Here is a 26,891-nt window from a genome sequence, read left to right on the forward strand (position 1 = left end):
CCATAATAGATTTGTACTTTAATATAAATTAAATAATGAATTCGCAAAATTTATGTACCATTCCAATTATTCTTCGGCAAATTTAAGATTCTACCGATTTAATAATAGGTAAAAGTAAATCATTTTTTCCAAAGTTGTAAATTTACTCTTAATATTTTCATAACATTCATATTTTTTTGACGTTTGGCTGACGACTCGAAGCCTAAGAATTTACATTTTATTAATCAATTCTTCATATTCGCTTAACAAAGCTGCTTTATCAACAGGAACCACTCCTACCTTCTCGCAAACCTGCCCTCCTGCAATATTTGCCAACGTCACAGCTTGTTTTATCTCCAAGTTAGCAGCTACCCCCAACGACAAAACACTAATTACAGTATCTCCAGCCCCGCAAACATCAGCTACTTGTCGCTCTTCTGTTGGCAACAAACCATCTTCTTTAGGAGTGTGATAATACATACCTTTTGCTCCTAGTGTTATTAATGTATGTGTATTTTTTAAATGCTTTTTGATTGTTTGAGCAGCTTCCCTAAGTTCAGGTAATTCTGGATTGTGTTCTGATATCGTCAAATTCAAACCTTCGTTAATCTCTCTCAAATTAGGTTTAAACCAATCCACTCCCAAATAAGCTAAAAAATTTGCCTTTTTGGGGTCTGCTAAGGTTTTTATATGTTGTTTTTTTGCTATTTTGAGTATTTGAAAGATAAAATTGTCCGTCAATAAGCCTTTATTATAATCTTGAAAAACAATGGCATGTATCGTTTCTTTCTCCAAAAGGGCGACTACCTTATTAATAAGTTTAGTTTCCAGATCTTTCCCAATCCAAGCGGTCGTTTCTCGATCGTATCGAAGTAATTGTTGATTTCTTGCTAAAACTCTTGTTTTACAGCTGGTTGTTTTTGCCCTATCTTTTGTTATTAAAGCTGTATTTAAAGCTGTATTTTCTAACAACTTGATCAGTTGTTCACCATGCTGATCTGTTCCAATAACAGATAATAGATAAGGAGTTGCTCCCATTGATTGGATATTTAAAGCAACATTTGCGGCCCCGCCTAGTCTGTACTCTTCCGTCTGATGGACAACAACTGGGACAGGTGCTTCAGGCGAAATACGATCTACTTTTCCTATCAAATAATGATCGAGAATCACATCTCCAATAATTAAAATTTTCAGATCATCAAAACACGTCTTCCAAAGTAGTTTGTCTGCCATTAAAAACAATTTAGCTTACATCAAAACAAAACATAAATACAATAGTTCACAAACAAACAGAATGTTTTGCTTAAAACCAATAGATTTCGGAATCTTTTTTTGAGTTTTGAAAGCATTCCAAAATTAGGCACAAGCATCTATGCAGTTTAAAAAACTAACAATCAAACAATTAAAACTACTTAATAAAAACATAGCCCAAAACTCCCCCCCCTGCTTCAGACTCGAAAAATCATAGGGCTACTTATTTCTTTTTAATCGAGGCTAATTCTTCTATAGTTTTGTAAAGATTTTCTATAATTGTAGATTGTTGCATCATGGTATCTTTTAAATCACCGACTTCTTCTCTTAGAATATTTTTAATATTCTGAGGAGAAGGTAAGAAAGGGCTTATTTTAGCTCTGACATACCATATTTCTTTAATTTCGCTTAATTTGACATCGAAGGGTTCATAATAAGCATTGTCAGAAAATAGTGTCAATGCTTTATCAGCTTTAATTTTATTGTGGACTCTTTTAACCAAAACATCACCATGTGTCACAATAACATACACATAATTTTTCTTAACTGATGTTTCCCAAAGAGTCGGCTCCAAATAGCTACATATAACCTTATCTCCTTCATAAAGTGTTGGCTCCATACTATCTCCTGCTACATCAAAAGATCGATGAGTACCTACCTTATACTTGTAATCTGGTAAGGAATAAGAGGGCAAATTCTGTACAAAAGTTGGATCACCTAGATCGGAGGCATACCCTGCCTGTGCAGGCATAGGAACATGCACAATTCGTTCGTCATTCTGTGGATCTGTTACGATAGTCAACACGCGAAAATCTTTGTGAGCTTCTTCTTTCATAAACATAGGTCCTTCTCCTGTAAACAAATAAACAGGATTGACTTTATATTTCTCTATAGCCTTTCGAAGCAACTCTATTGTCACATCTCTTCGATTTTTAAGAATTTCGCTCAAACTTTGAGGCAAATAATCTAAAGACAGTGCAAATTGACGACTAGAACGTATTCTTTGGTCTTTCTTTAACTTATTGTGACAATTTATAAAACGCTGTGTTACAACACTATTCATAACCTTAATACTTTAAAAGTAGAAAATATTGATCCCTTCTAATATGAGTAGGCTCAAAAATCAAATCTAACAGATAATCAACATGATGTATTTCGAAAATACAAAATTTTTAGAGATTTGATTTTTATTGAGATTTAACCTTTAATTATATTGCGTATTGAATCTACGCAAAAGACTGACAACTGTAAATGTAGCAGATTATAGAGGAATAAGCAATTATTTACGCAAATAAATTAAACAATCTATTATTTTAGTATAAAAGTGATAGTTTTTATCTCTTTTTTAGAACACTTGTCTCTGATTTGAATTGTACATTAATTTAAAATGTACTTTAAGTTAAATAGGAATTAAATTTCTTTTCCTCTCTCTATTTATTTTTTTTTACATTCTCTCAACCCATGAATCAATAATTAACTGCATTGCTAAGTAAATAAAACTACTTAACTAATTACTAACAAGACAATAATTTTCATGGAACAACTATATATGATCGAATTTGAGTTGTTGAATGCTTTTACAAAAGAGTTTACTGACAACATTCCACATCAACAAGTTTTTGTCAATTCATTTATAGAAAAAGGCATTATAAAATCGTACACCTTGGCATTGAACCGTTCTAAGCTTTGGATGGTCGCTAAAGCAGACAATGAATTTGAAATTATGACCTTGATCAATCAACTACCACTGACTGAATTCATGATACCTTCAATTTCACCACTAATGTTTCACCATACAAAGGAACGAAAACGCACTTTTTCTCTAAACTAAAGACAACCTTTCTAGAACCCCTTATTATAAAGTTCTCATTGATTACTTTTTTTACATTTTTGCCCGAAACATAAAAACCTCAAAAAAAAGGTTTCTAAATTTCTATTCCTTTTTCTTTGAGTCTCTTTTTTTGTCATTTTTTTTGCTTTTAAGTATTTATTTAATAGAGTTTAATATAAAAAAGGTATTTCTATCAAACTATTTTTATAATAGATATAATATTGAGTCTTTGGAGAACAATTTCACTTTGTCATATTCCTATCAAATAATTTGGATTCCTTTTTTATCCCCCTATAAACACGTACTTTGAGCAACACAACAAATTCATATTAACGAGTTCCTTACTTTACATATACGATCTACAAATTATGTCGTTTTCATGAAATCAACTTTAGTCAAGTTGATCAATGTTCAATTGGGTAAACATTTACAACAACTCAGAAAACGATGTTAATTCAATAGATCGTATAAATTTATATCTCAACATGAAAGTACTACAAATTGCACTATTGTACCTATTAGGAAGCACCTCTCTTTTTGCCCAGAGTTCATCAGAAATCATTCAAGCATTTTTAGAACAAAAACAACAAGAACTTCACCTTACCTCTGAAGACATCACAGGATGGACAGTTACTAACCATCACAAATCTAAGCAAAGTGGCGCTACACATGTTTATATACGGCAAATGCATCAAGGTATTCCTGTTTTTAATGGAGTAGCCAACTTTGCGCTCAAAGATGGTAAAGTCTTTAGCATGGGGAATAGATTAGTAGATCATATTGCTCAAAATAGTAACTACACAACACCTACAATCTCTCCCCAACAAGCCATTCACTTAGCAGCCAAGGCATTAAATTTGCCTAAACCGACAGGATTAAAAACGATTGACGCCTTAAGCAATAAACACTTCATTTACAACAGCGGTAATATTTCACTAGAAAACATCCCTGTTCAACTAATGTATTATTCAACAACAACAGGAGCCATTCGATTAGTTTGGGACTTATCAATTTATACCTTAGATGCTGCTCATTGGTGGTCAGTACGTCTTGATGCTCAAACAGGTGATTTATTAGATCAAAACGATTGGGTAACCCATTGCCGTTTCGACAACTCGCCTTTTAGCAAATGCAAGCATCATACGCATCAACCGCAATCTTACCAAGCACCAGAAAAAATGTTGGCTCCAAACCAATATACAGTTTTTGCTTTGCCTACCGAAAGTCCTTCTCATGGAACTAGATCTATTGTTACGGCTCCTTCCGACACTGCTGCTTCTCCTTTCGGTTGGCACGATACCGATGGCAATATTGGTGCTGAATATACAATTACAAGAGGGAACAATGTGCATGCCTATGAAGATACTTCCGATACCAATAGTCCTGGCTATAGTCCTGATGGTGGCTCTATTTTAGAATTTAACTTCCCTTACACCAATGGAGCTCAACCTCCAACGTATATAGATGCCGCTGTTACAAACCTCTTTTATATGAATAATATGATGCATGATATTTGGTATCGTTATGGGTTTGATGAAGCTAGTGGCAATTTTCAACAAAACAACTACAATAATGGTGGATTAGCAGGAGACTATGTTCGTGCAGAAACCCAAGATGGTAGTGGAATCAACAATGCGAACTTCGCCACTCCTCCAGATGGGTTACGCCCTAGAATGCAAATGTATATTTGGCCATTTAGTAGTAATACTGGGCATTTTTTAACCATCAATAGCCCAAGCAATCTAGCTGGTACTTATATGGCTTCAAGTGCAGCCTTTGGTCCTGAACTTCCTGCTATTCCAATCACGGCAGATCTTGTTGTGTTAGAAGATGCTGTATCTCCAACCAATGATGGTTGTGACAGTATCGTCAATGCAGCACAATTAAATGGAAAAATTGTACTAATAGACCAAGGTACTTGTAGTTTTGCAGAGAAAGTTTTGGCAGCACAAAATGCTGGTGCAGTTGCCGTTGTTATTGTCAATAACCTAGGCTTTCTTTTTGTAATGGGCGGTACCCCTAGTAGTCCTATCACAATTCCTTCGATTATGATTTTGCCATCTAGTGCGAATCCTATCAAAACAGAACTCCTCTCTGGTCCAGTTTCTGGTTCTATTGATAACGCTGGCATTAGTGACAAGGACAGTGACTTAGATAATGGAATCATCGCACATGAATATGGTCATGGTATCTCAACTCGTCTTACTGGTGGAGGAAGCAACTCAGGATGTTTACACAATGCAGAACAAATGGGTGAAGGATGGAGCGACTGGTTTGGTCTCATGTTGACCTTAGAACCTGGTGATCAGGGCACAGATGTTAGAGGTATTGGCACTTACGTCAAAGGAGAACCCAATACAGGACCTGGTATTCGTCCTGCACCTTATTCTACTGATTTTGCTGTCAATCCATATACTTATGGCAATTCTAATAATGCTAGTGCAATTTCTCAACCTCATGGCGTTGGGTTTATATTTGCTACTGCTCTTTGGGATTTGAACTGGGCTTTGATTGATTTTTATGGCGGTACGCCTGACCCAGATGTGTACAATGGTACAGGAGGAAATAATATTGCTATGAATTTAATTATTGAAGGATTAAAATTACAACCTTGTAGCCCTGGTATGATTGATGGTCGAGATGCTATCTTACAAGCAGATCAATTGTTATACAATGGCGCACATGAATGCCTTATTTGGGAAGTTTTTGCCAAGCGGGGCTTTGGTTTTAGTGCCAATCAAGGAAGTTCTGCTAGTCGAGTAGATCAAACGGAAGCATTTGATCTTTCCCCTGTTTGTATGATTGCCGCAGCTCCACCAATTGCAGCATTTACACCTAGTTCATTAAATAGTTGTGTTTCTATAATTTCATTTACAGATTCTAGCACCTCTACTCCTCAACAATGGTTGTGGGACTTTGGCGATGGTGCTACCTCTAACCAACAGAATCCATCTCATGCTTATATCTCAGATGGTGTTTATGATGTTCAATTGATTGTTACCAATAATATGGGCAGTGATACGATGACACAACAAATTACAATCACATTACCGCCCGCTCCAATTGCGATTGGCGATGAAGTATGCCCAGGAGATACAGCTATGTTAGTCGCTACAGGCAGTGGAACTATTCAATGGAAAGATATGACTAATACGATTATTCAACAAGGAGATACATTATGGGTTCCTAATGTTGGCTCTATCCGAAGATACTACGCAGAAAATCTAACAGGCACTCCCTCTCAATTTATTGGTGCTCCGGATAGCTCTATTGGTATGGCTACGCTAGACAACTCTCCTTATGGTGCTTTAAATTTCAGAGCTGATCAAGCTTTAGAAATTGTTTCTACGTGGGTGTATGCCGAAGGAGACGGTGTACGAACCTTTCTCTTAGCAAAAGACGAAAATACAACGGGAACTGTTCCAACAACTGTTATAGATGATGCCACTGTATTTTTGCGTGCAGGATGGCAAGAAGTGTTGCTTAATTTATCTGTTCCTGATTCTGGAAATTATAATTTAGGAAGTGAAACACCCGATCTCTATATCAACACAACAGGCGCTTCTTACCCGTACACTATTCCTGGTTTAATATCAATCAATAGCAGTTCTTCTTCAAGTGCACCAAACGATAGTTATTATTATTTTTATAACCTACAAGTTAGGGAACCGCGCTGTGTGTCTCCTCAAGATACAGCATTTGCTATTCCAGTATCTAGTTACTTCACCTATACAAATACCAACAATACATTTACTTTTTCAGACGGATCTTCTGGGGCAACTTCTTGGTTTTGGGATTTTGGTGATGGAACAACATCTACACAGCAAAACCCTGTACACACTTACCCCAACGGAAATGCTTATACAGTGTCGTTAACAATCAATGGTGACGCTTGTACTTCGACTCAAATTATCAATGGCATTTTAGGTGTTCGTACTCCCAACCAAACGATGCCAATGGTTACTTTGCTTCCAAATCCCGCTAGTGGCTGGGCTACGTTGCGCCTAAATCAAGCTGCATCAGAAGACTTGACAGTACAAATTTCAAGCATTGAAGGCAAGGTGCTTCAAACAGCGACTTTAAAAAGAGGTCTGACAGAATTCACAATGAACATAGAACAATTGCCTAGTGCAGTGTACATCGTGTCGATTTATGGCTTGAACTTCTCTGAAGTAAGAAAATTAATTAAAGAATAAAATACCTTGGGCAAAAGTCCATCATAATACATTTCCAACCAATCCCTACTATTGAAAAGTCAACAGTAGGGATTTCCTTTTTTCCAAAACTAAGGTTTCACAAAACAATCCCATTTAACTTTTTGTAAAATTTTAGCCATATATTTTCTATTTACTCAATTGATAATTTCAATCAAGTGAGTTTTTACCAAATAAAAATGTATTTTCACAACATCTCCCCGTAATACACCAATCTGATATTTTTTTACAGTACAACAAATTCAATTGTTACTATTATGAAACAACTCGCCTTTATGCTACTGAGTTTTTTGCTCAGTACAGCAACGCTTCATGCTCAAAACACTTCTACGGTTATTCAACAATTTCTAGACAAAAATCACAAAGAACAAAACTTAACTTCTCAAGACATCCTTCATTGGAGTATAACTAGTCATCATACTTCAAGTACTAGTGGTGTAACACATGTCTACATACAGCAAGAGCATCAGGGAATACCTGTATCCAACGGAATAGCAAATTTTGCTTTGAAAGATAGTAAAGTTCTTAGCATGGGAAATCGCCTAATAACTAGACTTTCTCAAAAGGCTAACTACACAACTCCAACCATTAACCCAGTTCAGGCCATTCAGCTTGCTGCCAAACAATTGGAATTAAAAACACCAACAGCTCTAAAGGCTCTAGAACCTATCAGCAAGCATCATTTTATATACAATACAGGAGGCATTTCAAAAGAAAACATTCCCGTACGATTAATGTATCATGCTAACTCTGATGATGAGGTAAAACTGGTTTGGGACTTATCCATTTACACGTTAGACGCAGCACATTGGTGGTCGGTACGAATAGATGCCCAAACAGGTATCTTGATTGATAAAAACGATTGGGTCATTCACTGCAATTTCGTTCATTCCCCATTTTCAAAATGCAATAATAAAAACCATAACACCTTTTTGAAACCACCAACTAATTTTAGTGCGCCTGAAACAATGCTGCAGCCTGATCAATATACTGTATTTGCACTACCTTTAGAAAGCCCCAGTCATGGAACTCGTTCGATTGTAACCAATCCTGCCGATACGCTTGCTTCGCCATATGGTTGGCATGACACCAATGGGGCAAATGGAGCAGAGTATACCATCACAAGAGGAAACAATGTTTATGCTTATGAGGATGCTGCTGATAATAACGCTCCAGGTTTTAGTCCTGATGGAACCAATGTTTTGGAGTTCAATTTTCCTTATAATGCAACAGCCAATCCTAGCACTTATCAACCTGCTGCCATCACCAATCTATTTTACATGAACAACATGATGCACGATATTTGGTATCGTTATGGTTTTGATGAAGCAGGTGGTAATTTTCAGTTCAACAACTATGGGCGTGGAGGCATAGCCGACGACCAAGTTTTGGCAGAAGCCCAAGATGGTGGTGGAACAAACAACGCCAACTTTGCAACACCTCCAGATGGCGGAAACCCAAGAATGCAAATGTACCTATGGAACAGTGCAGGTGGCAGCGGCGGCAATTATTTGGATGTCAATAGCCCTTCAGGCATCGCTGGTAGTTACAATGCAGCTGATGCCTCCTTTGGTCCTGGACTTCCAACGACTCCTATTACCGCTGATTTAGCTTTGATAGAAGACAATACCGCCCCTATTAACGATGGCTGTGAAACAGTTACAAATGCCGCTTCTTTGTCAGGAAAAATTGTGGTTATTGATCGTGGAAACTGTTCTTTTGTTGCTAAAGTTGAAGCTGCACAAAATGCGGGCGCTGTTGCTGCTATTATTGTGAACAATGTAGCAGGTGCTCCTTTCCAAATGGGAGGAGCTAGCAACACTATTACCATTCCATCCATTATGATTGAGCAAAATGATGGCAATGCCATTAAAGCACAAATGGCAGCAGGAATTGTTAACGCAACCATTAGCAATGGAGGGACACCTAGTAATGTAAAAGATGGAGATTTGGACAATGGGATCATTGCTCATGAATATGGGCATGGTATTTCAACTCGTCTAACAGGTGGCGCTAACAATGCCAACTGTTTGAGCAACGCAGAACAAATGGGAGAAGGCTGGAGCGATTGGTTTGGTTTAATGTTAACCATTGAGCCTGGCGATTTGGGCGCTGATGTCCGTGGTATTGGAACTTACGCATCCAATCAACCTGTAACAGGACAAGGCATTCGACCTGCGCCTTACTCCACAGATTTTGCTGTCAATCCCTATACTTATGGTGCATCTAATAATGCAGGTCAAATATCAGAACCGCATGGGGTAGGATTTATCTTTGCTACAGTGCTTTGGGATTTAACATGGGCACTAATTGACCAATATGGTGGTATCCCTGATCCTGATTTATACAATGGAACAGGAGGCAATAATATTGCTATGAACTTAGTGATCGAAGGTTTAAAACTACAACCTTGCAATCCAGGTATGATTGATGGACGAGATGCTATTCTACAAGCCGACCAATTATTGTACAATGGTGCACACAGATGTTTAATTTGGGGCGTTTTTGCTAAGAGAGGCTTTGGATATAGCGCGGATCAAGGAAGTCCAGCAAGCCGCTCTGACCAAACAGAGGCCTTTGATTTGCCTCCTATTTGTCAAACAGCAACTGCTCCGCCTGTGGCTGCATTTAGTCCCAATAGCAACAATGCTTGTATTACTACTATTTATTTTACAGATAATAGTACGGATATACCTCAATCTTGGGCATGGGATTTTGGAGACGGCAATACATCTACCATACAAAATCCTACACATACCTATAGTGCTAGTGGTGTCTACACTGTAAAACTAGTTGTCACCAATACAGTAGGCATGGACTCTACCACTCAACAAGTAACTATTGCCTTGCCTCCTACTCCTGTTGTTAATAATATTGAAGTTTGTGCAGGAGATACCGCTTTTGTTCCTGCAACAGTTACAGGAGTGGCGCAGTGGAAAAACATAGCCAATAACATTGTTTACATTGGTGATACATTGGCGGTACCTAATGTTGGTTCTACTCAAATTTATTATGTTGAAAATGCGGTTGGCGCAGCTTCTCAATATGTTGGTCCTAGTGATAATACGATTGGAGCGGGTGGCTATCATGCTTCGGCTTATCACGGAGCATTAAACTTTACAGCCAATCAAAGTTTCGAAATTGTCTCTGCGTGGGTAGACGCAGACGGTGCCGGTCCTCGTACATTCTATCTAGCCAACGGTACAAACAATGACGGAACGCCTCCTAGTGGCAATGGTATCGTAGACCAAGTCACTGTAAACTTGGCAGATGGTGTTCAACGTGTCAACTTAAATTTGATGGTGCCTGCTGCTGGTAATTATAATATAGGTGGTAATAATGTCAATTTATACAGAAATAGTAGTGGAGCCAATTTCCCTTATACTTTGGGAGGATATATGATCATCAACAATTCCTCGGCAACGACCAATCCTACTGGTTATTATTACTATCTATACGATTTTGAAGTGCGAGAGCCTCAATGTATCTCTGCCCTAGACACCGTTACCATCACTCCAGTTGTTAGTAACTTCTCTTATACCAATAACAATAATATTGTCAGTTTTACAGATGCATCTATTGGGGCAACAAGCTGGTTTTGGGATTTTGGAGATAACACGACTTCTACTCAGCAAAACCCTACACATACATACGCAACCGCAGGCTCTTACACAATCACACTAACCATTAACAACGGAGCTTGTACCAGTACACAAACGTTTTCAGTTATTGTTGGCATCAATCAAACCAACACTCAACGACTCAATATTTCCTTACTACCCAATCCAACGAGTGGGTTAGCTAGCATCCTACTAAACAAAGCCGCTAAAGAGGATTTGAATGTTTTGATAACGGATATGAGTGGTAAGACCATCCAAACAAGTTTAATTAAAACAGGGCAGAGTCATCTAGATTTAAATTTATCGGAACTCCCTGCTGCTGTCTATTTGGTGCAAATCAAAGGTGAACATTTTTCAGAAATCAGAAAATTAGTGCTTCAATAATCCCCCCTTTTTACAAGGACACAACTACAAGCCGCCTCTTTTATGCTAAGGGGTGGCTTTTTATATGTCAATAGTTCGTTGAAAAACTTTATTAGTTTGATAATCAATAAGTTGTAAATTTATTGCATTTTGTGTTAAAAATTTGATTATCAAACTAATATAAATGTGCTTTTTTATCTTTTTGGTAAAAAAGTAAAAAATCAACGAACTACTAATATGTAAAAGTCAAGTATTATTTGTTCATTTTAAGTAAAAAAAAACGAATTATTTAATTTTTTCTTAAGTCATAATCCACATCTTCTCGCTTTTCACCAAACAAAAATGTATTTTTACATGCTGCGTTCCCCTATTATAATAAAGTATATAGTTTTTTACGTATGAAATTTACCTTCCTTGTTATACTCAACTTATGGTTCCTCGTTCCTATAATAGCACAGCATCCCCAAATCATTATTCAAGATTTTTTGGAAACACATGCTGTTGAACAGAAGTTGCACCCTTCGGACATTTCTAACTGGCAAATAACAGATATGCACACATCTAGTGCCAGCAACGCAACTCATGTTTATATACAACAAACACACCTAGACATTCCCATTTCAAACGGGCTTGCTAACTTTGTCCTAAAAGAAAACAAAGTGCTCTACATGAACAATCGCTTAATAAACAATGTTCATCAAAAGGTAACTCAAACAGTTCCCACGATTTCTGCTTCACAAGCAATTCAATTAGCCGCCCAGTATTTGCAAATGGACAGTCTTGAAACACTACATAAAATAAAAACAATTCATTCTACGCATTTCATTTATGACAAAGGCAATATTTCTAGAAAAAATATTCCTGTTCGTTTGATGTACACAGCTACTACCGACACAGAAATCAAATTAGTATGGGACTTGTCTATTTACACCTTAGATGCTAAACATTATTGGTCCCTACAAATTGATGCCCAGCAAGGGACTCTAGTTGCCCAAAACGATTGGGTTTCTCATTGCAGTTTTGCACATCGGTCTTCTTCTTCTTCTTGCACCAATCATCCTACAAATATCACCAGACCTTCAACACCACAAGGCACTTTTGCTGATTTAGAAATGCAGCCCGATCAATATACCGTTTTCCCGCTTCCTATTGAAAGCCCCATTCACGGAAGCCGTTCCCTTGTTTCTAATCCCGCAGATATTCTAGCTTCGCCTTATGGATGGCACGATACAAATGCCATCGCAGGTCCTGAATACACCATTACTAGAGGAAATAATGTTTATGCTTATGAAGACACCAACAATAACAATTTACCAGGTTTTAGCCCTAATGGAAATAGCTCTCTAGAATTTAATTTTCCTTATAACCCAGGCACACACCCAAGTACCTATCAATCTGCTGCTATTAGTAATCTTTTTTATACCAACAATATGATGCATGACATTTGGTATAACTATGGTTTTGACGAAGCATCTGGAAATTTTCAAAACAACAATTATGGACGAGGAGGAAGTCTTGCATTGGACGGAGACGAACTTTTAGCAGAAGCACAAGATAGTGCCAATATGAACAACGCTAGTTTTATGACGCCTCCAGATGGAAGCAAACCTAGAATGCAACTGTTTTTATGGAATAGCACAGGAAGTAGTTTAGGAAATTATTTAACGATTAATACTCCTTCTAATATAGCAGGAAATTATACAGCAGCAGGGGCTACTTTTGGTTCTGGTTTGCCTCAAACAGCAATCGTAGCTAACTTAGTTCTAGTCGAGGACAACCTTCCTCCGATCCACGATGCCTGTGGAACCATTATGAATTCAGCTGCTTTGTTTGGAAAAATTGCTCTTATAGATCTTGGGGGTTGTAACCTAACAGATAAGATTGAAGCTGTCGAAAACGCAGGGGCTATTGCTGTTGTTGTTATAAACAATACGTCTGGTCCCCCTTTCCAAATGCTTGGTACCAATACCAACATAAGTATTCCATCTATTATGATTAGCCAAAACGATGGCATTGTCATAAAAAATGAACTTGTCAATAGTACGACCATCAATGCCTCTATAAGCAACAATGGTACGAACAACAATCTTAGAGACAGTGATTTTGATAATGGAATTATTGTTCACGAATATGGGCATGGCATTTCGAAGCGTTTAACAGGAGGCGCTAGTAATGTTAATTGCTTGACGAATCCAGAACAAACAGGCGAAGGTTGGAGCGATTGGTTTGCTCTTGTCTTAACCATTGAGCCAGGAGATCAAGGCGAAGATTCTAGAGGCTTTGGCACCTATGTCTCCAATCAAGTCTCTACAGGTTCAGGATTACGCCCAGCACCTTATTCCACAGATTTTGCTGTCAATCCATATACCTATGGCGCTTCTAATAACACCACTCAAATTTCGGCACCACATGGCACAGGTTTTATTTTTGCCACCGTATTATGGGACTTAACATGGGCTTTAATTGATGCGTATGGAGGGGTACCTGATCCCGACTTGTATCATGGCAATGGGGGCAACAACATAGCCATGCTCTTAGCCATGGAAGCATTAAAAATTCAGCCTTGCAATGCGGGTATGCTTGATGGTCGAGATGCTATTTTGAAAGCAGATTCCATTCTATATGGTGGTGCTCATAATTGCCTAATTTGGAATGTTTTTGCCAAGAGAGGCTTTGGATATAGTGCAGAGCAGGGTTCTGTTTTTAATCGTTCGGATCAAATCGAAGCCTTTGATTTGCCTATCAACTGTCAGGTAGTAACCACAGCACCTACGGCAGCCTTTAGTACCAACAGTGTTTTTTCTTGTAAACCGACCATTTCATTTTTTGATAATAGTACTGATGTACCTCAATTTTGGTTTTGGGACTTTGGAGATGGGTATACTTCTACTGCTCAAAATCCTGTCCATTCTTATCAGAATAGTGGCTCCTATATTATTAAATTAATTGTCTCGAATGGAATGGGGGCAGACTCTACTACTCGACAGGTTACTCTTAGCAATCTTCCTCCTACTCCCTCTGTAGATGATATAGAACTTTGCTTGGGAGATACGGCTGTTATTGCTACCTCTGTTTTAGGGATAGTCTATTGGAAAGACAGTGCCCATCGAGTCATTCATATTGGTGACACATTAACCGTTCCTAATGTTGGGCAAACGCAAACTTACTATGTGGAAAACGGTAGAAATGTCTTCCCATTCACTACTGGGCGTTCGTACAATACAGGAATTGGAACGTACCATTCTAGTCCCTATTTTGGAGCACTTAATTTTAGAGCCAGTCGAAGTTTTGAAATTGTTTCTGCGTGGGTAGATGCAGATGGTGCTGGTCCTCGAACCTTTTACCTCGTTAAGGGAACAAATCACGATGGGGCAATTCCTACCCCTAACTCCATTGTTGACCAAGTCACCATCAATTTAGCGAATGGAGGGCAACGAATAAATTTAGATTTTTTAGTTCCTGAAAGTGGTTATTACTATATCGGTGGCAATAATGTAGATTTGTATCGACATGAGTCCAATTCAAATTATCCTTATGTCCAAAATGGCTATATGAGCATCAATAGTTCTTCAGCCAACAACGGGGATTCCTTGAGCTATTATTACTATTTTTATGATATAGAAATTCGAGGTCCTCAATGCATTTCTACGTTGGATACCGTTACGATTACACCGATAACTAGTTTATTTTCCTACACCGATAATGGTGGCGGGGTATTTAATTTCAATGACCTTTCCTCAGATGCTAATAACTGGCTATGGGATTTTGGAGACAATACTACTTCTACCCAACAAAACCCTACACATACTTATAATAGTTCAGGTAGCTATACCGTTCGCCTAAGTGTAAACAACGGTGCTTGCACAAGTACTCAAGTCATTTCTGTAATAGTTGGTTTGCAACCTATTTCTCAAAAAAAATGGGGATTCAAAATCTTGCCTAATCCAACAGAAGGACTAGCACAAATTCTTTTGGACAAACCACTGGACGAAGATTTGGAAGTTAAAATAATGCACCTTGCTGGCAAACATATCCAAAGTTTCAACATACCTAGTGGTGCTTTGGAACTCAGCTTGGATTTGTCAACCCTTCCCAATGCTGTTTATTTGGTTCAAATTCGAGGAAACGAATTTGTAGAAGTTCGAAAATTGATCGTAAAATAACCAATACTGTCAAGCACTCAACTGCCATCATTCATTTATTCGATAGAATCAATTTTTGCTTTAATATTAACTATTTCCTCAGGAATCCAATCAAAAGAAGCATCCAATTCATAGGCTTTCTGTTTTAGGCTTAAAGCCTCTTTATATTTACCCAATTGCAATAGTAAATCAGCTTTTGAGTCATAAGGATTCGCATTTTCAGGTTCACACCTTATAAAATTATCAAATGCTTTTTCTGCTTTGTCTAGTTCCTTATTGTTGATATATGCATATCCTAAAATATTATACCCAGAACCATAATTCTGATCTAGTCTAACAGCATTTTCACCAGCAACAATTGCCTGTTTGGGATTTTTCCGAAACAGTAAAAAACAAATGGTATGGTGTAGATATTTATCTAGAGGGCACATTTCGGCTAATTTGAATAATTGGCGTTCATTATTATCCTCTGGATTCTTAAATCTATATTCTGTAGCTTCCACTAAGATTTGTTCCTCTTTAGATACTAGATGCTTGTATTTTTTGGCAAGGGTGTGATTTATCTTCTTTATCGAATCATCTGGTGAATAAATAGAAATAAAATTATACATTCTAACAAAAGTACTGTCTAGTTCTATTCCTTTTTCATAATGCTCTATCGGATTGCCATTTATCCCATTTTGAACTAAAAACCGTGCTTTCTCAAAATGCTTCTTTGCTGCTTCTGATGCTGTTGTAATCGGCACGAGACCTAATTCTACTTCTTTTTCATCCATTTGATTATTTTTACAAGATGCTGTTAATATGATTAGAATAAAAATTAAAACGTATAATTTCATTTTCCTTTTTTTATAATAAAGGTTATTTAAGTAAATTTTGTATGAGCAATAAAAAATGACCGTTAACGAAGCTTACTCCGTGAGGGCTTCGCCGTTAGACAATGATTTAGCTCGCAGGCTCGTGAGAGAGTTCTGCGCTGCTACTGCGTGGTTTCAACGGAGTAATGTTTTTTAGAATGCGCTAGGATAATTTGAGGTATTGTAACAACATACTTATAACCATAAATACTTTGTTTATTTTTGGCTTATTATCCTATTTCTAAAGTCCTCCCTACTCTAATATACATTTTTTTCACTATTTTTTACATCTTTCTAAAGCAGCTAAGTGCTGCGTAAAGTAAATTGCTATTGTCTTTATTTTGCGTTCTTATATTCTCTTGTAAGCAAAACATTTGACCTAAAAACCAAAGTATCATATATAGATTAGCAACATTTAAACAATTTTCGTCGTTATAGCAATAAACAACTTATATTCGTTCCCCCGAATAGCTGCTCTTTCTTTTACCTAGAGAAGGAGTTTTGCGCTCCTATACTCTGCAACACACATTATATGAGATATAGATTTTTTTCAGTTGTCGTTATTTGTATTTTGTTTACCCAATTAAATTTTGCACAAAACTATCAAACTATTTTTGGTTCTGACACAACACAATGGGATGTAAATTTTTGTCAATTAGGACAAAGTAGAACCGTACATAAAATAGCCATTGAAGATACCTTAATCAATGGTCTTTCATACTATAAAGTTGGAGAAAAAAGTAACCAGTCTATTGATTATAACTTAAGTGGAAACGTAGGTATTACCAATGGCTTTTTGAGAGAAGATACTAGTTTAGGAAAATATGGTTCATTGGAACTATTAATTCTTCGAGCACCTCCTCCCTTGATACAATTGAGCTATTGGTAGCTGATTTGTCTCTTAGCTTAGGAGATACTTTTGTTGTTAGACATGACAATAGAGACAGTACGGTCTTAGTCTATTCTGTTTATTACGAATCGGGTTTAAAACGGGTTCGCTTGAATTATGTTTTACCTGCTATAGCACATTTATCCAAAAAAGTAACATTTCTAGAAGGTATTGGCACCAACTTTGGCTTTGCCTATATGCATGCAACTCTTAATTTGTGTCCTTGCTTGGACTCCTATCGCAAGAATAGCACTACTGTTTATTCAAATTTTGCATGTAGCGTTATTGGTAGTACTTCTAAGGTAAATGAGCACCAACAAGCCATTCGTATAGCACCACACCCCATTCAACATAGTAGTCTTTTTTCTTTTAAGAATCCAACTTCGCAAGAAGCTCAATTAATTATTTCGGATATCTCAGGTCGAACAGTACAAACGTACACAACTACTGAAAACAACCTTCTTATACAAAAAGAACGTCTTAGTGGCTTGTACTTTTATCAGCTCAGAATAGCCCAGCAACACAATGCGCAAGGAAAAATACTTTTCTTGGACTAAGAATCGGATAAAAAAACAACAGGTATAAAAAAACATAATTATTGTATATATTGCAGTATAATACAGGCATTTTTTTACAAAAATGCCTATTTAATATATATAATCATTAAAAATAATAATGCATAAAACTTTCCTAATATTCTTAGTTGCTTTCTCCTTATTGGGATGTACCGAAAGTAAACAAACAAACGAACATAAACTCAAAGAGTCCAAAGAACCCAAAGGGGTCGAAAATGTAGCTTATAAATGGGGAAAAATAGCTCTAACAGCAACAGCAAACGACACGGAATACTTTAGACCAAGACCAACCATAACATCTCGATATTTGGCACTAATTTTTGTTGCTATTTTTGATGCATGGTCAAGATATGATGAAAAAGCCATTCCCGTTTATTTAAAAGAAGTAGACAGGAGACCAGCCAATGAACAATCCTTAAAAAATAAAGAAATAGCCATAAGTTATGCTGCATTTAGAGCCATGAACGAATATTATTACTCTGATAAAAAGCTATTTGAAGATTTCATGAGGGAATTGGGATTAGACCCGAATAATGAAAGCTTAGATCCGAGTACCCCTGAAGGAATTGGCAATTTAGCCGCCAAAACTGTTATAAAATCACGAAAAGGAGACGGAGCAAATCAATATGGAGAAGAAGAAGGTTCAAATGGTAAGCCTTATTACAATTATATGGGTTATAAACCTGTTAATTCTGTGGATAAGAATGTAGATATAAATCGTTGGCAACCAAAATACTTTTCAGATGGAAAAGGAGGGAAATTTGCTCCAAGTTGTTTGACACCTTTTTGGGACAAAGTAAAACCTATTGCCCTTAAATCTGGCGACCAATTTAGACCTGGTCCGCCACCAATGGTAGGCTCTGAACAACTAGAAAAAGAAGTTCAAGAAGTAATTGAAATGCAAGCTAATTTGACCGATTACCAAAAGGCATTGGTGGAATTTATGCGAGATGGTCCACAATCCGTACAACAAGCAGGGCATTGGCTAAAATTTGCGCAAGACGTTTCAAGAAGAGACAATCATACACTTGATCAAGATGTAAAAATGTATTTTTATAACCAAGTTGTAGCGATGGATGCCTTTATAGCTTCATGGGACTCCAAGATGCACTATGATTATGCCAGACCGTATGCATTGGTTCACCAATATTACGATAACCAAAAAATAAAAGCTTGGGGAGGTGAAGGAAAAGGCATGATTGAAATAGAAGGAAAACACTGGAGACCTTACTCCCCAGAAACATTTTTATGTCCTCCTTTTCCTAGCTATGTCTCAGGGCACAGCACCATAAGCGGCGGATGTGGAGAAGCTCTAAAAATTTGGACAGGAAGTGATGAATTTGGCTCTAATGCTCAATTGGTGGCAGGGGCAATGACAGAACCTGATAATTTAGGAGATACGATAACATTAGAATTTCCAACTTTTACCCAAACAGCAGAAATGGCTGGGATTTCCAGAGTATTGGGAGGTTATCATATTCAAGCTGATAATGTAGCTGGACTGGAATTGGGAAGAAATGTGGCTAAAGAAGCTTGGAAATTTTATAAAAAACATACTGGAGAAGAGTAACGAGATATGACTAAAACTAAACTAGTAGCAGTCCCTACTTTGGGGTTGCTGTTTTGGCTGGCTAAATATTAACAATATTAAAACAAAAGATACCTTAGCTTAAAATGAAGATAAAAACACATGAAATAAATCACTTGAAAATTGCTGAAATATCATCAGAACAAAACCTTATCAATCATGTCGAGGATGGATTAAACTTATTAGGAAATATCTACTATCAAGGATTTGACAAGGTCATCATTCATCAAAAAAACATTACTCCAGACTTCTTCGAACTCAAAAATCGAATGGCGGGTGAAATTCTTCAAAAATTTTCGACTTACCGTATTCAATTAGCTATTGTGGGAGATTTTTCAATATTCAATAGTAAAAGTCTAAAAGATTTCATTTACGAAAGTAATCAGGGCAAACAAGTTAACTTTGTTGCTTCAACAACTGAGGCACTGAAAAAATTATCAGAAAAATGACTTAGTCCCAATTATTTCTGAGCAATGATTCAAACTTAAGAAGAAAACATCGAACGATACAAAAAATGATCAACAAAGTAAACGCACTATTAATCCTAGGAGGCTTCATTTTCTTTCAGCAATTTCTAAAAGCTCAAACCAATCAACCTCAACGCTTTTTGCACAAAGTTGGTATCATAGATAGTCTTTATTCGCAGGAGTTAAATGAATCAAGAAAAATTCACATACAACTACCCAGAGATTATGACCCTAATAAAAATCAAAAATATCCAGTCGTCTTTATTTTAGATGGAGAAATATTTCTGTCTACGGTTAATGAAGTCCAAAACTATTACAGTGGTGGTTTTACTCCTGAAATGGTTCTTGTAGGCATCTCGAATCAAAGCAATAGAACTAGAGATTTGACGCCCTCAACAGTAAAGGTAAAGTATGGAATGCCGTTTCGTGACGAGAGTGGAAAAGCCGCTGTATTCAGTAAATTCATTGAAAAAGAACTCATCCCCTTTATTGAGAAAAAATATCCTGTCACTAATTTTAGAACATTAATAGGACATTCCTATGGCGGCTTGTTCACCATTTATACCCTAATACATCAACCTCACTTATTTACAAACTACTTGGCTATTGACCCTAGTTTGGATTGGGATAATCAACAACTATTAAGAGAGTCTGAAAAAATACTTGCCACGCAAAAATATAAAAACAAATCTTTGTTTATGTCTTTGAGCGGGCAACTGCACCTCCAAAATTCAACAATAACAATTGACAACGTGCTACAAGATACCACAGATTTCACATTGTTTGCCCGTTCAAATATTGCTTTCTCAAACTTGGCAAGTAAAAATGATAAGAATGGGTTGTTTTTTAAATGGAAATTTTATCCCAACGATTTGCATGGCACCATTCCACTTCCTTCTATTATGGATGGTCTAATTGCCATTTTTGAATGGTACCAGATGGAGAGTACCGACAAAATAAACTCCTTTGACACTTCTCAAGAAGAACTTCTTCGCATTATAAAACGAAGAGCAAAAAAACTCCAAAATCATTTTGGATATCCCAATCCGCCTTATCCAGAAGCGCTCTTAAATATGTCTGGTTATATGAATATGGATATGCAACAATATGAAAAAGCAAAAATGTACTTTGAACTTGCCATGCAGTATTATCCTCAAAGTGCCAATGCTTTTGACTCTATGGCTGATTATTATGAACAACAAGGCGATTATAACAATGCCATTAAATACGTCACCAAGGCACTTGAGTTAAATGCTACTAATTATTACAAACAAAGACTCGAAAAATTAGAGCAAAAAAGAGAAGAGATTAATAATGAAAAATAATCGGAAAATTTGATTCACAAAATACTTGAGGAAATAAGCAAAGAACTAAATCTATGATAAAGCCTCAATGATCTTAGAGCTTTAGCTACTAAAAAAAGTATACAATTAAAGGACTATTATAGTATAATTATGTACATTTAAGTTGCTTTTTGTTGAAACAACTGTTACATAATTATCATTTACAGAATGGAGAATCAGGAGAAAATAGCCCAACCAACTAACTATATCAGTGCTTTACCTTATTTATCAGTACTTCCCATCACCGAACAATGTTTAGACTTTTCGATCATGGACAAAGTTCAACTGGGCTTAACTGAGAATATTCTTCAACAACTCTTAAGTGAAGAAACAGAGGTTAGTGTTGCTATTCCATTGGGTATAGAAAAGAATACCGCTCCTTCTAAAATTAGCCAACACAAGGCATTACAAAAAACATTTGAAAACTTTCAACAACAAAGAAATGGTCTTTCAATTGGCTACCCTGTTGTTTTAATGGACGATGACAAATTAGGTCGTCCTATTGCTGCCCCTCTTTTCTTGTGGCGAGTGGAATTAAACATTACTCCTGACAGCAATATGGATTGGACATTGGTAGCCAATAATAATAATAAAGGTTATTTAAATCCTATTCTTAAAAATTACTTAGAAGCTCGATTTGAGTTGGATTGGGAACAAACAATAGGTCTAATAGATACTGTTGATGCTAAAGTAGTCGCAGAAACTTGTGCCACTTTAGCCACTCAGTTAAAACTAGAACACGATGTTAGTGTTCGCATTGAAGCCTGTCCGCTGCCTGATCAAATTCCAGAAAACATTATTCTGAATGCTATTATTCTAGGCAACTTTGAGCCTATTACCTTAAAAGAAGCCAAGAAACTACCCAAAAACTTAAAACCTAGGGAACGAAAGCAGTGGAAAACCAAAGTTCCAGCGCTTCCTAGCAACTCTGCACAAGACGAACTTATTGGTACTATATTCGATGGGCATCATGTTGTTGCAGAAGGAATTTCTAATACAGGAAAGACGCACATCATTGCTTCTATTTTGCCCAGTTTGTTAACAGACAAAGGAGCTGCCCTAATTATATCGCCTCAATTTTCCTCCTTTAAGGACATTCAACATCACTTAGAGCATCTTGGGATTAAAGATATTGGCATACTGTCTCTACAAGATGAAGTGCTGGACAAAGAGCGTATGATAGAGTATCTAGAGTCTATGCCCAAACGCACACGCACTATTTCTAATTTTGACAATGTCACTTATAGCAAACAGCTCAACAAATATATGCTGCTTCGATCTAAGCTAGAACAAGCTTATGATAGTGTTCACGATGCCACCATCAATAGTTGGAATTGGACAGAGCTAGTGGGGCAATGCTTGTTGAATCATCGCAAAAGTGACAAACAAATCCTAGGTCGTTTTTTGGATAATAGCTTATTTTCGTTTACAGCCAAAGAACACTATATTATCAGTCGAGAATTGAGCGAGCACTATGTTTATTACCACAAACTCGATGCCTTAAAACATCCTTTAAATGCCTTGCATGGGCGTTTTTTTAGTGACGAGAGCAGTATTGAAAGTACTCGTTCGGAAGCAAAAACAGAATTAAATCTTTATCGTTACAAAACCAATAGTTTATACCAAAGCTTTTTAGTTTTTGTTGGCAATTATGGAGAATATTTGAAGTTTCAATATCGTGACTTTGTGGCAAATATGGAGCAACAAATCGATAAAATTGAAAGTGATTTGCACCTTTATAATGATTTGTATGGAGAAGCATTTGACAAGCAAAGTAGTTTTCAGAATGCCAAACTGAAATTATTGAGTGTTTTCTCTAGACGACACCAAGAAATTCGAGCCGCTAAAGAACAATTGTTGGAAGATTACCAAACCTTACAGGAAAGTTATAAAAACAATACTTTTTTCAAAACAGAATTTCCCGATATCAAAGCAGAGTCAAAACTTGCCGATATTGAAGGGAAGTTAGAAAAGGTAAGAACTGCCTTACACGATTGGGCTTTGACAATTCCTACCTTGGTCAAAAAACGCACACAAGAATTATCAAAAGAGACAGCCTTTCCAGAAACTTTCCAAGAGCAATACGAAGAACTAGAAAGCTGGCTACAGAAGCTCATTCAACAAATTAATGCTGCGCAGTTGTTGCGCAAGGAGGTTACTGAACCCAAAGGCAAAATTTCAGCAATCGAATCGGCTTTGTTTACCATTTTGCTCCAATTTCAAAAACTGGAAAATGAATGGAGAGACATAGATGCTTATTATCAATGGCGCCGCTCTTGGTTAACCATCGATGCGAAGACTCAAAAAGTTGTTCAAGCTTTAGTAAATGCAGGTACTCAAGACTGGGTTTCTGGCTTTAGTAGTTGGTTTTATCATCAAATTCTCACACAACAATACTCGATTCATTTACCATTAGGAACTTCCAATCAGGCATTGCCTTTTGATGCCTATATTAATACCCTACAAGACATTCAAAAACGCATTAGCCAAAAAGCAAATGTCATTACCAAAGAACGTCAAGGGGAGCAAATCAAACGCATCAAAAAAGAAAAGGATTTGACCTTAACGAATGCCCGTCCAATTTTCAAAAATAAAAAAATTAAAGACCTTTTGCAGTGGATTGGATTAGAGCATATTGGTGATGTTTTTCCAATTGTTTTGGCAACACCAGAAATGGCACAACAATTACTTGGCTTAAAAGTTTCCACCTTTGATTTGGTTATTGTTGATAATGCCCACGACATTTCTTCCAAAATTGGAGTTGATTTACTAAAATTGGGTAATCAGCACCTAGTTTTAGGCAGACCAATAAATGCTGAACAAACAGAGCAAAAAAGTCTCTTGCAATGGATGTTGGCACAAAAAGGACGCCGTTACCAATACCTAGAACACATTCACTCTAAAGACGCTGCGGAACGAACGCGCATTAATAAAGGAAGTGTGCAAGATCCTAATGCTTTCCAAATTGCCGTCGCAGAATCGCTTCAAGAATATATTGCTGCCGATCGTTTGGAATTCAACAAATCAATTGAAGGAGTTGTTGTTGATTTGGTTATTACCCCCAAGTATTCTGGACAACATCCTATTGCTGTGGTTTGTGACGGTGGCTTGTTGTCTCAAGCAAAATATGATTTTCAATTGGCAGTGGATAAAATTCGCATTCTAACCAACCAAGCTTACCAAATTCAATACATTTGGTCGGTGGATTGGTGGAAAAATAATGAAAAAGCTTTGAGCCCTCTATTGGCCTTTATCATTCAATGGGATAAGCAACATGCTGGAGGAAACTAAGGAACTAATTTTGATATAAATGATGTTCTAAACAACCCAACGATTTAGGCGGGCTATCAGTGGTTTTTCAACAAACTGATGCAACAACAAACTCAGCCCCCAAACACCTATAACAATTAAAAACTGGTTCGTTTGTTTTAAATCTGGCGTACTCGAAAAATAATGTATAATGGGTATATGAACCAAATAAGCTACATAAGAAGCATTCCCTAGCTCTATAAATAGCAAAGGCAATTGAGGGCGTTTTAACGTTTCTAAGGTTAGAATTCCGAATAAAAGCAAACTACTTCCTATACCTACCGTAGCGAAAGACAAATTGCTGTAATAATCAACCACACTTAAAAACAAACAAAACCCTACAAGTATACCAAACAAACAACCATGCAACCTTCTTTTTACTGTCCATTTTTGACTTTGTTCATAAAGTATACTAGTAACAACGCCTGATAAAATCAGCCAAATATTCTGCCCCACAAAAAAGTTTAAAGGGGTTCCTTTTATCGGATAATTGGTATACTCCAATCCCAACAACAGAAACGTACCTATCCAACAACCAATTGCTATGTGTCGTGCTTTTTTCTGGCTACAATACAAAATAGCAATTGCAAATAGACTATAAAAGTACAACTCAACCGAAAGGCTCCAAGTTACTTCTAGAAACGACTTATGACCTGGCAATAAAAATACATTGGCTAAGAAACTCCAATTGAGTTGTACTGGATAGATACCAGCAAGTATTAAGATAAAAAATAGTGTCCAATAAAAAGCAAAAATTCGGATACACCGACGCTTCATAAAATAAGACGCCCTCTTTGTTCCTTTTCCAAGTTTTTCTCGGCTTGTCCAATAGATAATAAACCCACTGATCACAAATAAAATGTCAATTCCCTTGTAGCTATGACTGCCAATTCCCATATGAGCAAAAATCACAAATGTAGCTGCTATAAAGCGCAACAACTGAATGGATTGAAAATAATTCATATCAGAGAAAACTAGGATTAAGTAAAAGCATATTCAGAGTTTTAATAAGACTTTCCTTATACAAGATGCAGTCGTTACTCCAAATTACACCTTTTGTTGAGGCACAGCTAAACCTTATTAGTTTACTTTAGATTTCGACTGCGTATAATGTAATCGACCTTTTTAGGAATGCACTTTACTTGCTTGGCATACGCAGGTTTTTCTTTTAATAAAACACGAATAGAACGTTCTTTGAATATATCAATTTTAGAAAAATCAGCAATGACCTTAAAATCTTGTGCTGCCAAACGATCGTAATCACTCAAGCCAACTTGACTAGATACCTCTACCGTTTTGGGCAAAATAATCAACAACAAACTATCTGGAACATTAAGCACCTCAACAGGAACTTCTATTCGTTTTTCAGTTACCTCTTCCACTTTTGCCATACAACGAATTTTATTCGTAGATAGCGCAATACTTCCATTAGGATGTGCTTGGAGACCTATTTCAACATCTATATCTTGGTTCACTTCCGAAGGAGGTAACAATACATTGGTACGCCATTCGTTAATATCCCTAATAACAGAAGCAGGTCCCTTTATTTCAATCTTTTGAGGTTCTATTTTTATAGAATCAACAAATTGATACAAAGGTGCTAGACGCACTTGCTCTTCCAAAACAACAGGAATTACTTTGGTAGCAATATCTTCCATTTGAAGTTTAATGGTTTCTGGGTGGATGTTTAGAATTCTTGCTTTGGGAATTGATTTAAGTACTTTTGCATTCAAAGAAGAAACAGAGATTACGCGAATTTCATTGGCAGAGACAGGAATGTTGACGACTCTCTCTTTATTATAAAAAGCAAAGCCTAACAAATCCCAACCTTTGCCCTCTATATCTACCTCTAATTGGGTAGCAGGTGGATTGGTAAAAATTTTGTCTGCTGGCGTTTCATAATTTAGCTTGACAATCAAAGTATCTTTATAAGAATAGGATAATTTTGTCATTAGCCAAAAAACAAAAGCAATACTAATGCAAATCATTAGTATTGCTCGATCCGATTGAAGGAATTCTTTTATATTTTCTTTACTAAGCTTTTGCTGGCTCTTTTGAGCTGTTGGTTGCACTGGAGCTTCCATAAACAGATTTCGTTTGTTCCAAAGAAATAGCGCTTCTTTGAACAGTAATAACAGTTTTAGGCGCTATTAATAAAGTAATTTTGTCTTCTTCTAAAGAGGCAATTGTACCGTGTATGCCTCCTATCGTAACTACTTTAGAACCCTTTTTTAGATTACTAGAAAATGATTTCTGCTCTTTTTGTTCTTTTGCAGACGGTCTAATGATAAAAAAGTACATGACCAAAATTGCTGCTAACATAAATGGCCAAAACAAAGGGTTAGCACCAGCTACACCTGCTGCTTCACCTCCCGCCTCTTGCCACAAAAACAATATATTATTCATCATTTTGTTTTACAATTTAATGTTGTGTTTTGTTTTTTTAATAAAATGAAGTGGACA

Annotated in this window: 16 protein-coding genes; 10 read left to right on the top strand and 6 right to left on the bottom strand. The window is 36.7% G+C overall.

The window, feature by feature from the left end; genetic code table 11:
- Nucleotides 1–210: 210 nt before the first annotated feature.
- Both CG11_RS21115 and CG11_RS21120 read right to left on the bottom strand, forming a co-directional pair.
- A complete protein-coding gene (locus tag CG11_RS21115) occupies nucleotides 211–1,212 on the bottom strand; it encodes a bifunctional heptose 7-phosphate kinase/heptose 1-phosphate adenyltransferase (protein ID WP_052598834.1) in 1,002 nt (333 codons plus the stop codon).
- 241 nt (nucleotides 1,213–1,453) lie between these two features.
- Complete coding sequence (locus CG11_RS21120; RefSeq protein WP_052598835.1) at nucleotides 1,454–2,293, bottom strand: LexA family transcriptional regulator; 840 nt, start codon at nucleotides 2,291–2,293, stop codon at nucleotides 1,454–1,456.
- 471 nt (nucleotides 2,294–2,764) lie between these two features.
- On the opposite strand from CG11_RS21120, the gene CG11_RS21125 reads away from it, so the two are divergent.
- From CG11_RS21125 to CG11_RS21140, 4 genes are all read left to right on the top strand, one after another.
- Nucleotides 2,765–3,061 carry a hypothetical protein gene (locus tag CG11_RS21125; protein WP_052598836.1) on the top strand — a complete coding sequence of 99 codons (297 nt, stop codon included), beginning with the start codon at nucleotides 2,765–2,767 and terminating at the stop codon, nucleotides 3,059–3,061.
- Between the two features lie 485 nt (nucleotides 3,062–3,546).
- Nucleotides 3,547–7,257: a T9SS-dependent M36 family metallopeptidase gene (locus CG11_RS21130; RefSeq protein WP_063833176.1), complete on the top strand. Its 3,711-nt coding sequence runs from the start codon at nucleotides 3,547–3,549 to the stop codon at nucleotides 7,255–7,257.
- 275 nt (nucleotides 7,258–7,532) lie between these two features.
- Complete coding sequence (locus CG11_RS21135; RefSeq protein ID WP_052598838.1) at nucleotides 7,533–11,279, top strand: T9SS-dependent M36 family metallopeptidase; 3,747 nt, start codon at nucleotides 7,533–7,535, stop codon at nucleotides 11,277–11,279.
- A 377-nt stretch (nucleotides 11,280–11,656) separates the two neighbouring features.
- On the top strand, nucleotides 11,657–15,421 hold the full coding sequence (locus tag CG11_RS21140) for a T9SS-dependent M36 family metallopeptidase (protein WP_052598839.1): 3,765 nt from the start codon (nucleotides 11,657–11,659) through the stop codon (nucleotides 15,419–15,421).
- 35 nt (nucleotides 15,422–15,456) lie between these two features.
- Here the strand turns inward: CG11_RS21140 and CG11_RS21145 are convergent, their stop codons facing one another.
- Entirely contained in the window at nucleotides 15,457–16,239 is a 783-nt protein-coding gene (locus CG11_RS21145) for a hypothetical protein (protein ID WP_052598840.1), read from the bottom strand.
- Nucleotides 16,240–16,789: 550 nt separating this feature from the next.
- Between CG11_RS21145 and CG11_RS21150 the strand changes: the two genes are divergently transcribed.
- The 6 genes from CG11_RS21150 to CG11_RS21175 all read left to right on the top strand — a co-directional run bounded on the left by CG11_RS21150 (nucleotide 16,790) and on the right by CG11_RS21175 (nucleotide 24,410).
- Complete coding sequence (locus CG11_RS21150) at nucleotides 16,790–17,146, top strand: hypothetical protein (protein ID WP_052598841.1); 357 nt, start codon at nucleotides 16,790–16,792, stop codon at nucleotides 17,144–17,146.
- Nucleotides 17,140–17,703, top strand: coding sequence for a T9SS type A sorting domain-containing protein (locus CG11_RS21155; RefSeq protein WP_052598842.1), 564 nt, complete (start codon nucleotides 17,140–17,142; stop codon nucleotides 17,701–17,703). Before CG11_RS21150 ends, CG11_RS21155 begins: the two co-directional genes overlap by 7 nt.
- Nucleotides 17,704–17,821: 118 nt before the next feature.
- Nucleotides 17,822–19,291 (top strand): vanadium-dependent haloperoxidase, encoded by a 1,470-nt coding sequence (locus CG11_RS21160; protein WP_156039847.1) that lies wholly within the window; start codon nucleotides 17,822–17,824, stop codon nucleotides 19,289–19,291.
- A 104-nt stretch (nucleotides 19,292–19,395) separates the two neighbouring features.
- Nucleotides 19,396–19,758, top strand: a complete 363-nt coding sequence (locus CG11_RS21165; RefSeq protein ID WP_052598844.1) for a DUF4180 domain-containing protein — start codon at nucleotides 19,396–19,398, stop codon at nucleotides 19,756–19,758.
- 65 nt (nucleotides 19,759–19,823) lie between these two features.
- Nucleotides 19,824–21,101, top strand: a complete 1,278-nt coding sequence (locus CG11_RS21170; RefSeq protein WP_052598845.1) for an alpha/beta hydrolase-fold protein — start codon at nucleotides 19,824–19,826, stop codon at nucleotides 21,099–21,101.
- Nucleotides 21,102–21,287: 186 nt separating this feature from the next.
- On the top strand, nucleotides 21,288–24,410 hold the full coding sequence (locus CG11_RS21175; protein WP_052598846.1) for a hypothetical protein: 3,123 nt from the start codon (nucleotides 21,288–21,290) through the stop codon (nucleotides 24,408–24,410).
- 27 nt (nucleotides 24,411–24,437) lie between these two features.
- Here CG11_RS21175 and CG11_RS21180 read toward each other — a convergent pair whose 3' ends face one another.
- The 3 genes from CG11_RS21180 to yajC all read right to left on the bottom strand — a co-directional run bounded on the left by CG11_RS21180 (nucleotide 24,438) and on the right by yajC (nucleotide 26,837).
- A complete protein-coding gene (locus CG11_RS21180) occupies nucleotides 24,438–25,391 on the bottom strand; it encodes an acyltransferase (RefSeq protein WP_052598847.1) in 954 nt (317 codons plus the stop codon).
- A 122-nt stretch (nucleotides 25,392–25,513) separates the two neighbouring features.
- The gene (locus CG11_RS21185; protein ID WP_063833164.1) at nucleotides 25,514–26,512 is read right to left on the bottom strand and encodes a CdaR family protein; all 999 of its coding nucleotides are present in this window, start codon (nucleotides 26,510–26,512) and stop codon (nucleotides 25,514–25,516) included.
- The gene (yajC, locus tag CG11_RS21190) at nucleotides 26,463–26,837 is read right to left on the bottom strand and encodes a preprotein translocase subunit YajC (protein WP_063833165.1); all 375 of its coding nucleotides are present in this window, start codon (nucleotides 26,835–26,837) and stop codon (nucleotides 26,463–26,465) included. Before yajC ends, CG11_RS21185 begins: the two co-directional genes overlap by 50 nt.
- Nucleotides 26,838–26,891 lie beyond the last annotated feature (54 nt).

The sequence above is a fragment of the Aureispira sp. CCB-QB1 genome (assembly GCF_000724545.1).
Lineage (GTDB): Bacteria > Bacteroidota > Bacteroidia > Chitinophagales > Saprospiraceae > Aureispira.

Bases quoted from the DNA above. Each gene is read 5' to 3' on its own strand.
- CG11_RS21115 (WP_052598834.1), bottom strand. From the start codon at position 1,212: ATGGCAGACAAACTACTTTGGAAGACGTGTTTTGATGATCTGAAAATT.
- CG11_RS21120 (WP_052598835.1), bottom strand. From the start codon at position 2,293: ATGAATAGTGTTGTAACACAGCGTTTTATAAATTGTCACAATAAGTTA.
- CG11_RS21125 (WP_052598836.1), top strand. From the start codon at position 2,765: ATGGAACAACTATATATGATCGAATTTGAGTTGTTGAATGCTTTTACA.
- CG11_RS21130 (WP_063833176.1), top strand. From the start codon at position 3,547: ATGAAAGTACTACAAATTGCACTATTGTACCTATTAGGAAGCACCTCT.
- CG11_RS21135 (WP_052598838.1), top strand. From the start codon at position 7,533: ATGAAACAACTCGCCTTTATGCTACTGAGTTTTTTGCTCAGTACAGCA.
- CG11_RS21140 (WP_052598839.1), top strand. From the start codon at position 11,657: ATGAAATTTACCTTCCTTGTTATACTCAACTTATGGTTCCTCGTTCCT.
- CG11_RS21145 (WP_052598840.1), bottom strand. From the start codon at position 16,239: ATGAAATTATACGTTTTAATTTTTATTCTAATCATATTAACAGCATCT.
- CG11_RS21150 (WP_052598841.1), top strand. From the start codon at position 16,790: ATGAGATATAGATTTTTTTCAGTTGTCGTTATTTGTATTTTGTTTACC.
- CG11_RS21160 (WP_156039847.1), top strand. From the start codon at position 17,822: ATGCATAAAACTTTCCTAATATTCTTAGTTGCTTTCTCCTTATTGGGA.
- CG11_RS21165 (WP_052598844.1), top strand. From the start codon at position 19,396: ATGAAGATAAAAACACATGAAATAAATCACTTGAAAATTGCTGAAATA.
- CG11_RS21170 (WP_052598845.1), top strand. From the start codon at position 19,824: ATGATCAACAAAGTAAACGCACTATTAATCCTAGGAGGCTTCATTTTC.
- CG11_RS21175 (WP_052598846.1), top strand. From the start codon at position 21,288: ATGGAGAATCAGGAGAAAATAGCCCAACCAACTAACTATATCAGTGCT.
- CG11_RS21180 (WP_052598847.1), bottom strand. From the start codon at position 25,391: ATGAATTATTTTCAATCCATTCAGTTGTTGCGCTTTATAGCAGCTACA.
- CG11_RS21185 (WP_063833164.1), bottom strand. From the start codon at position 26,512: ATGGAAGCTCCAGTGCAACCAACAGCTCAAAAGAGCCAGCAAAAGCTT.
- yajC (WP_063833165.1), bottom strand. From the start codon at position 26,837: ATGATGAATAATATATTGTTTTTGTGGCAAGAGGCGGGAGGTGAAGCA.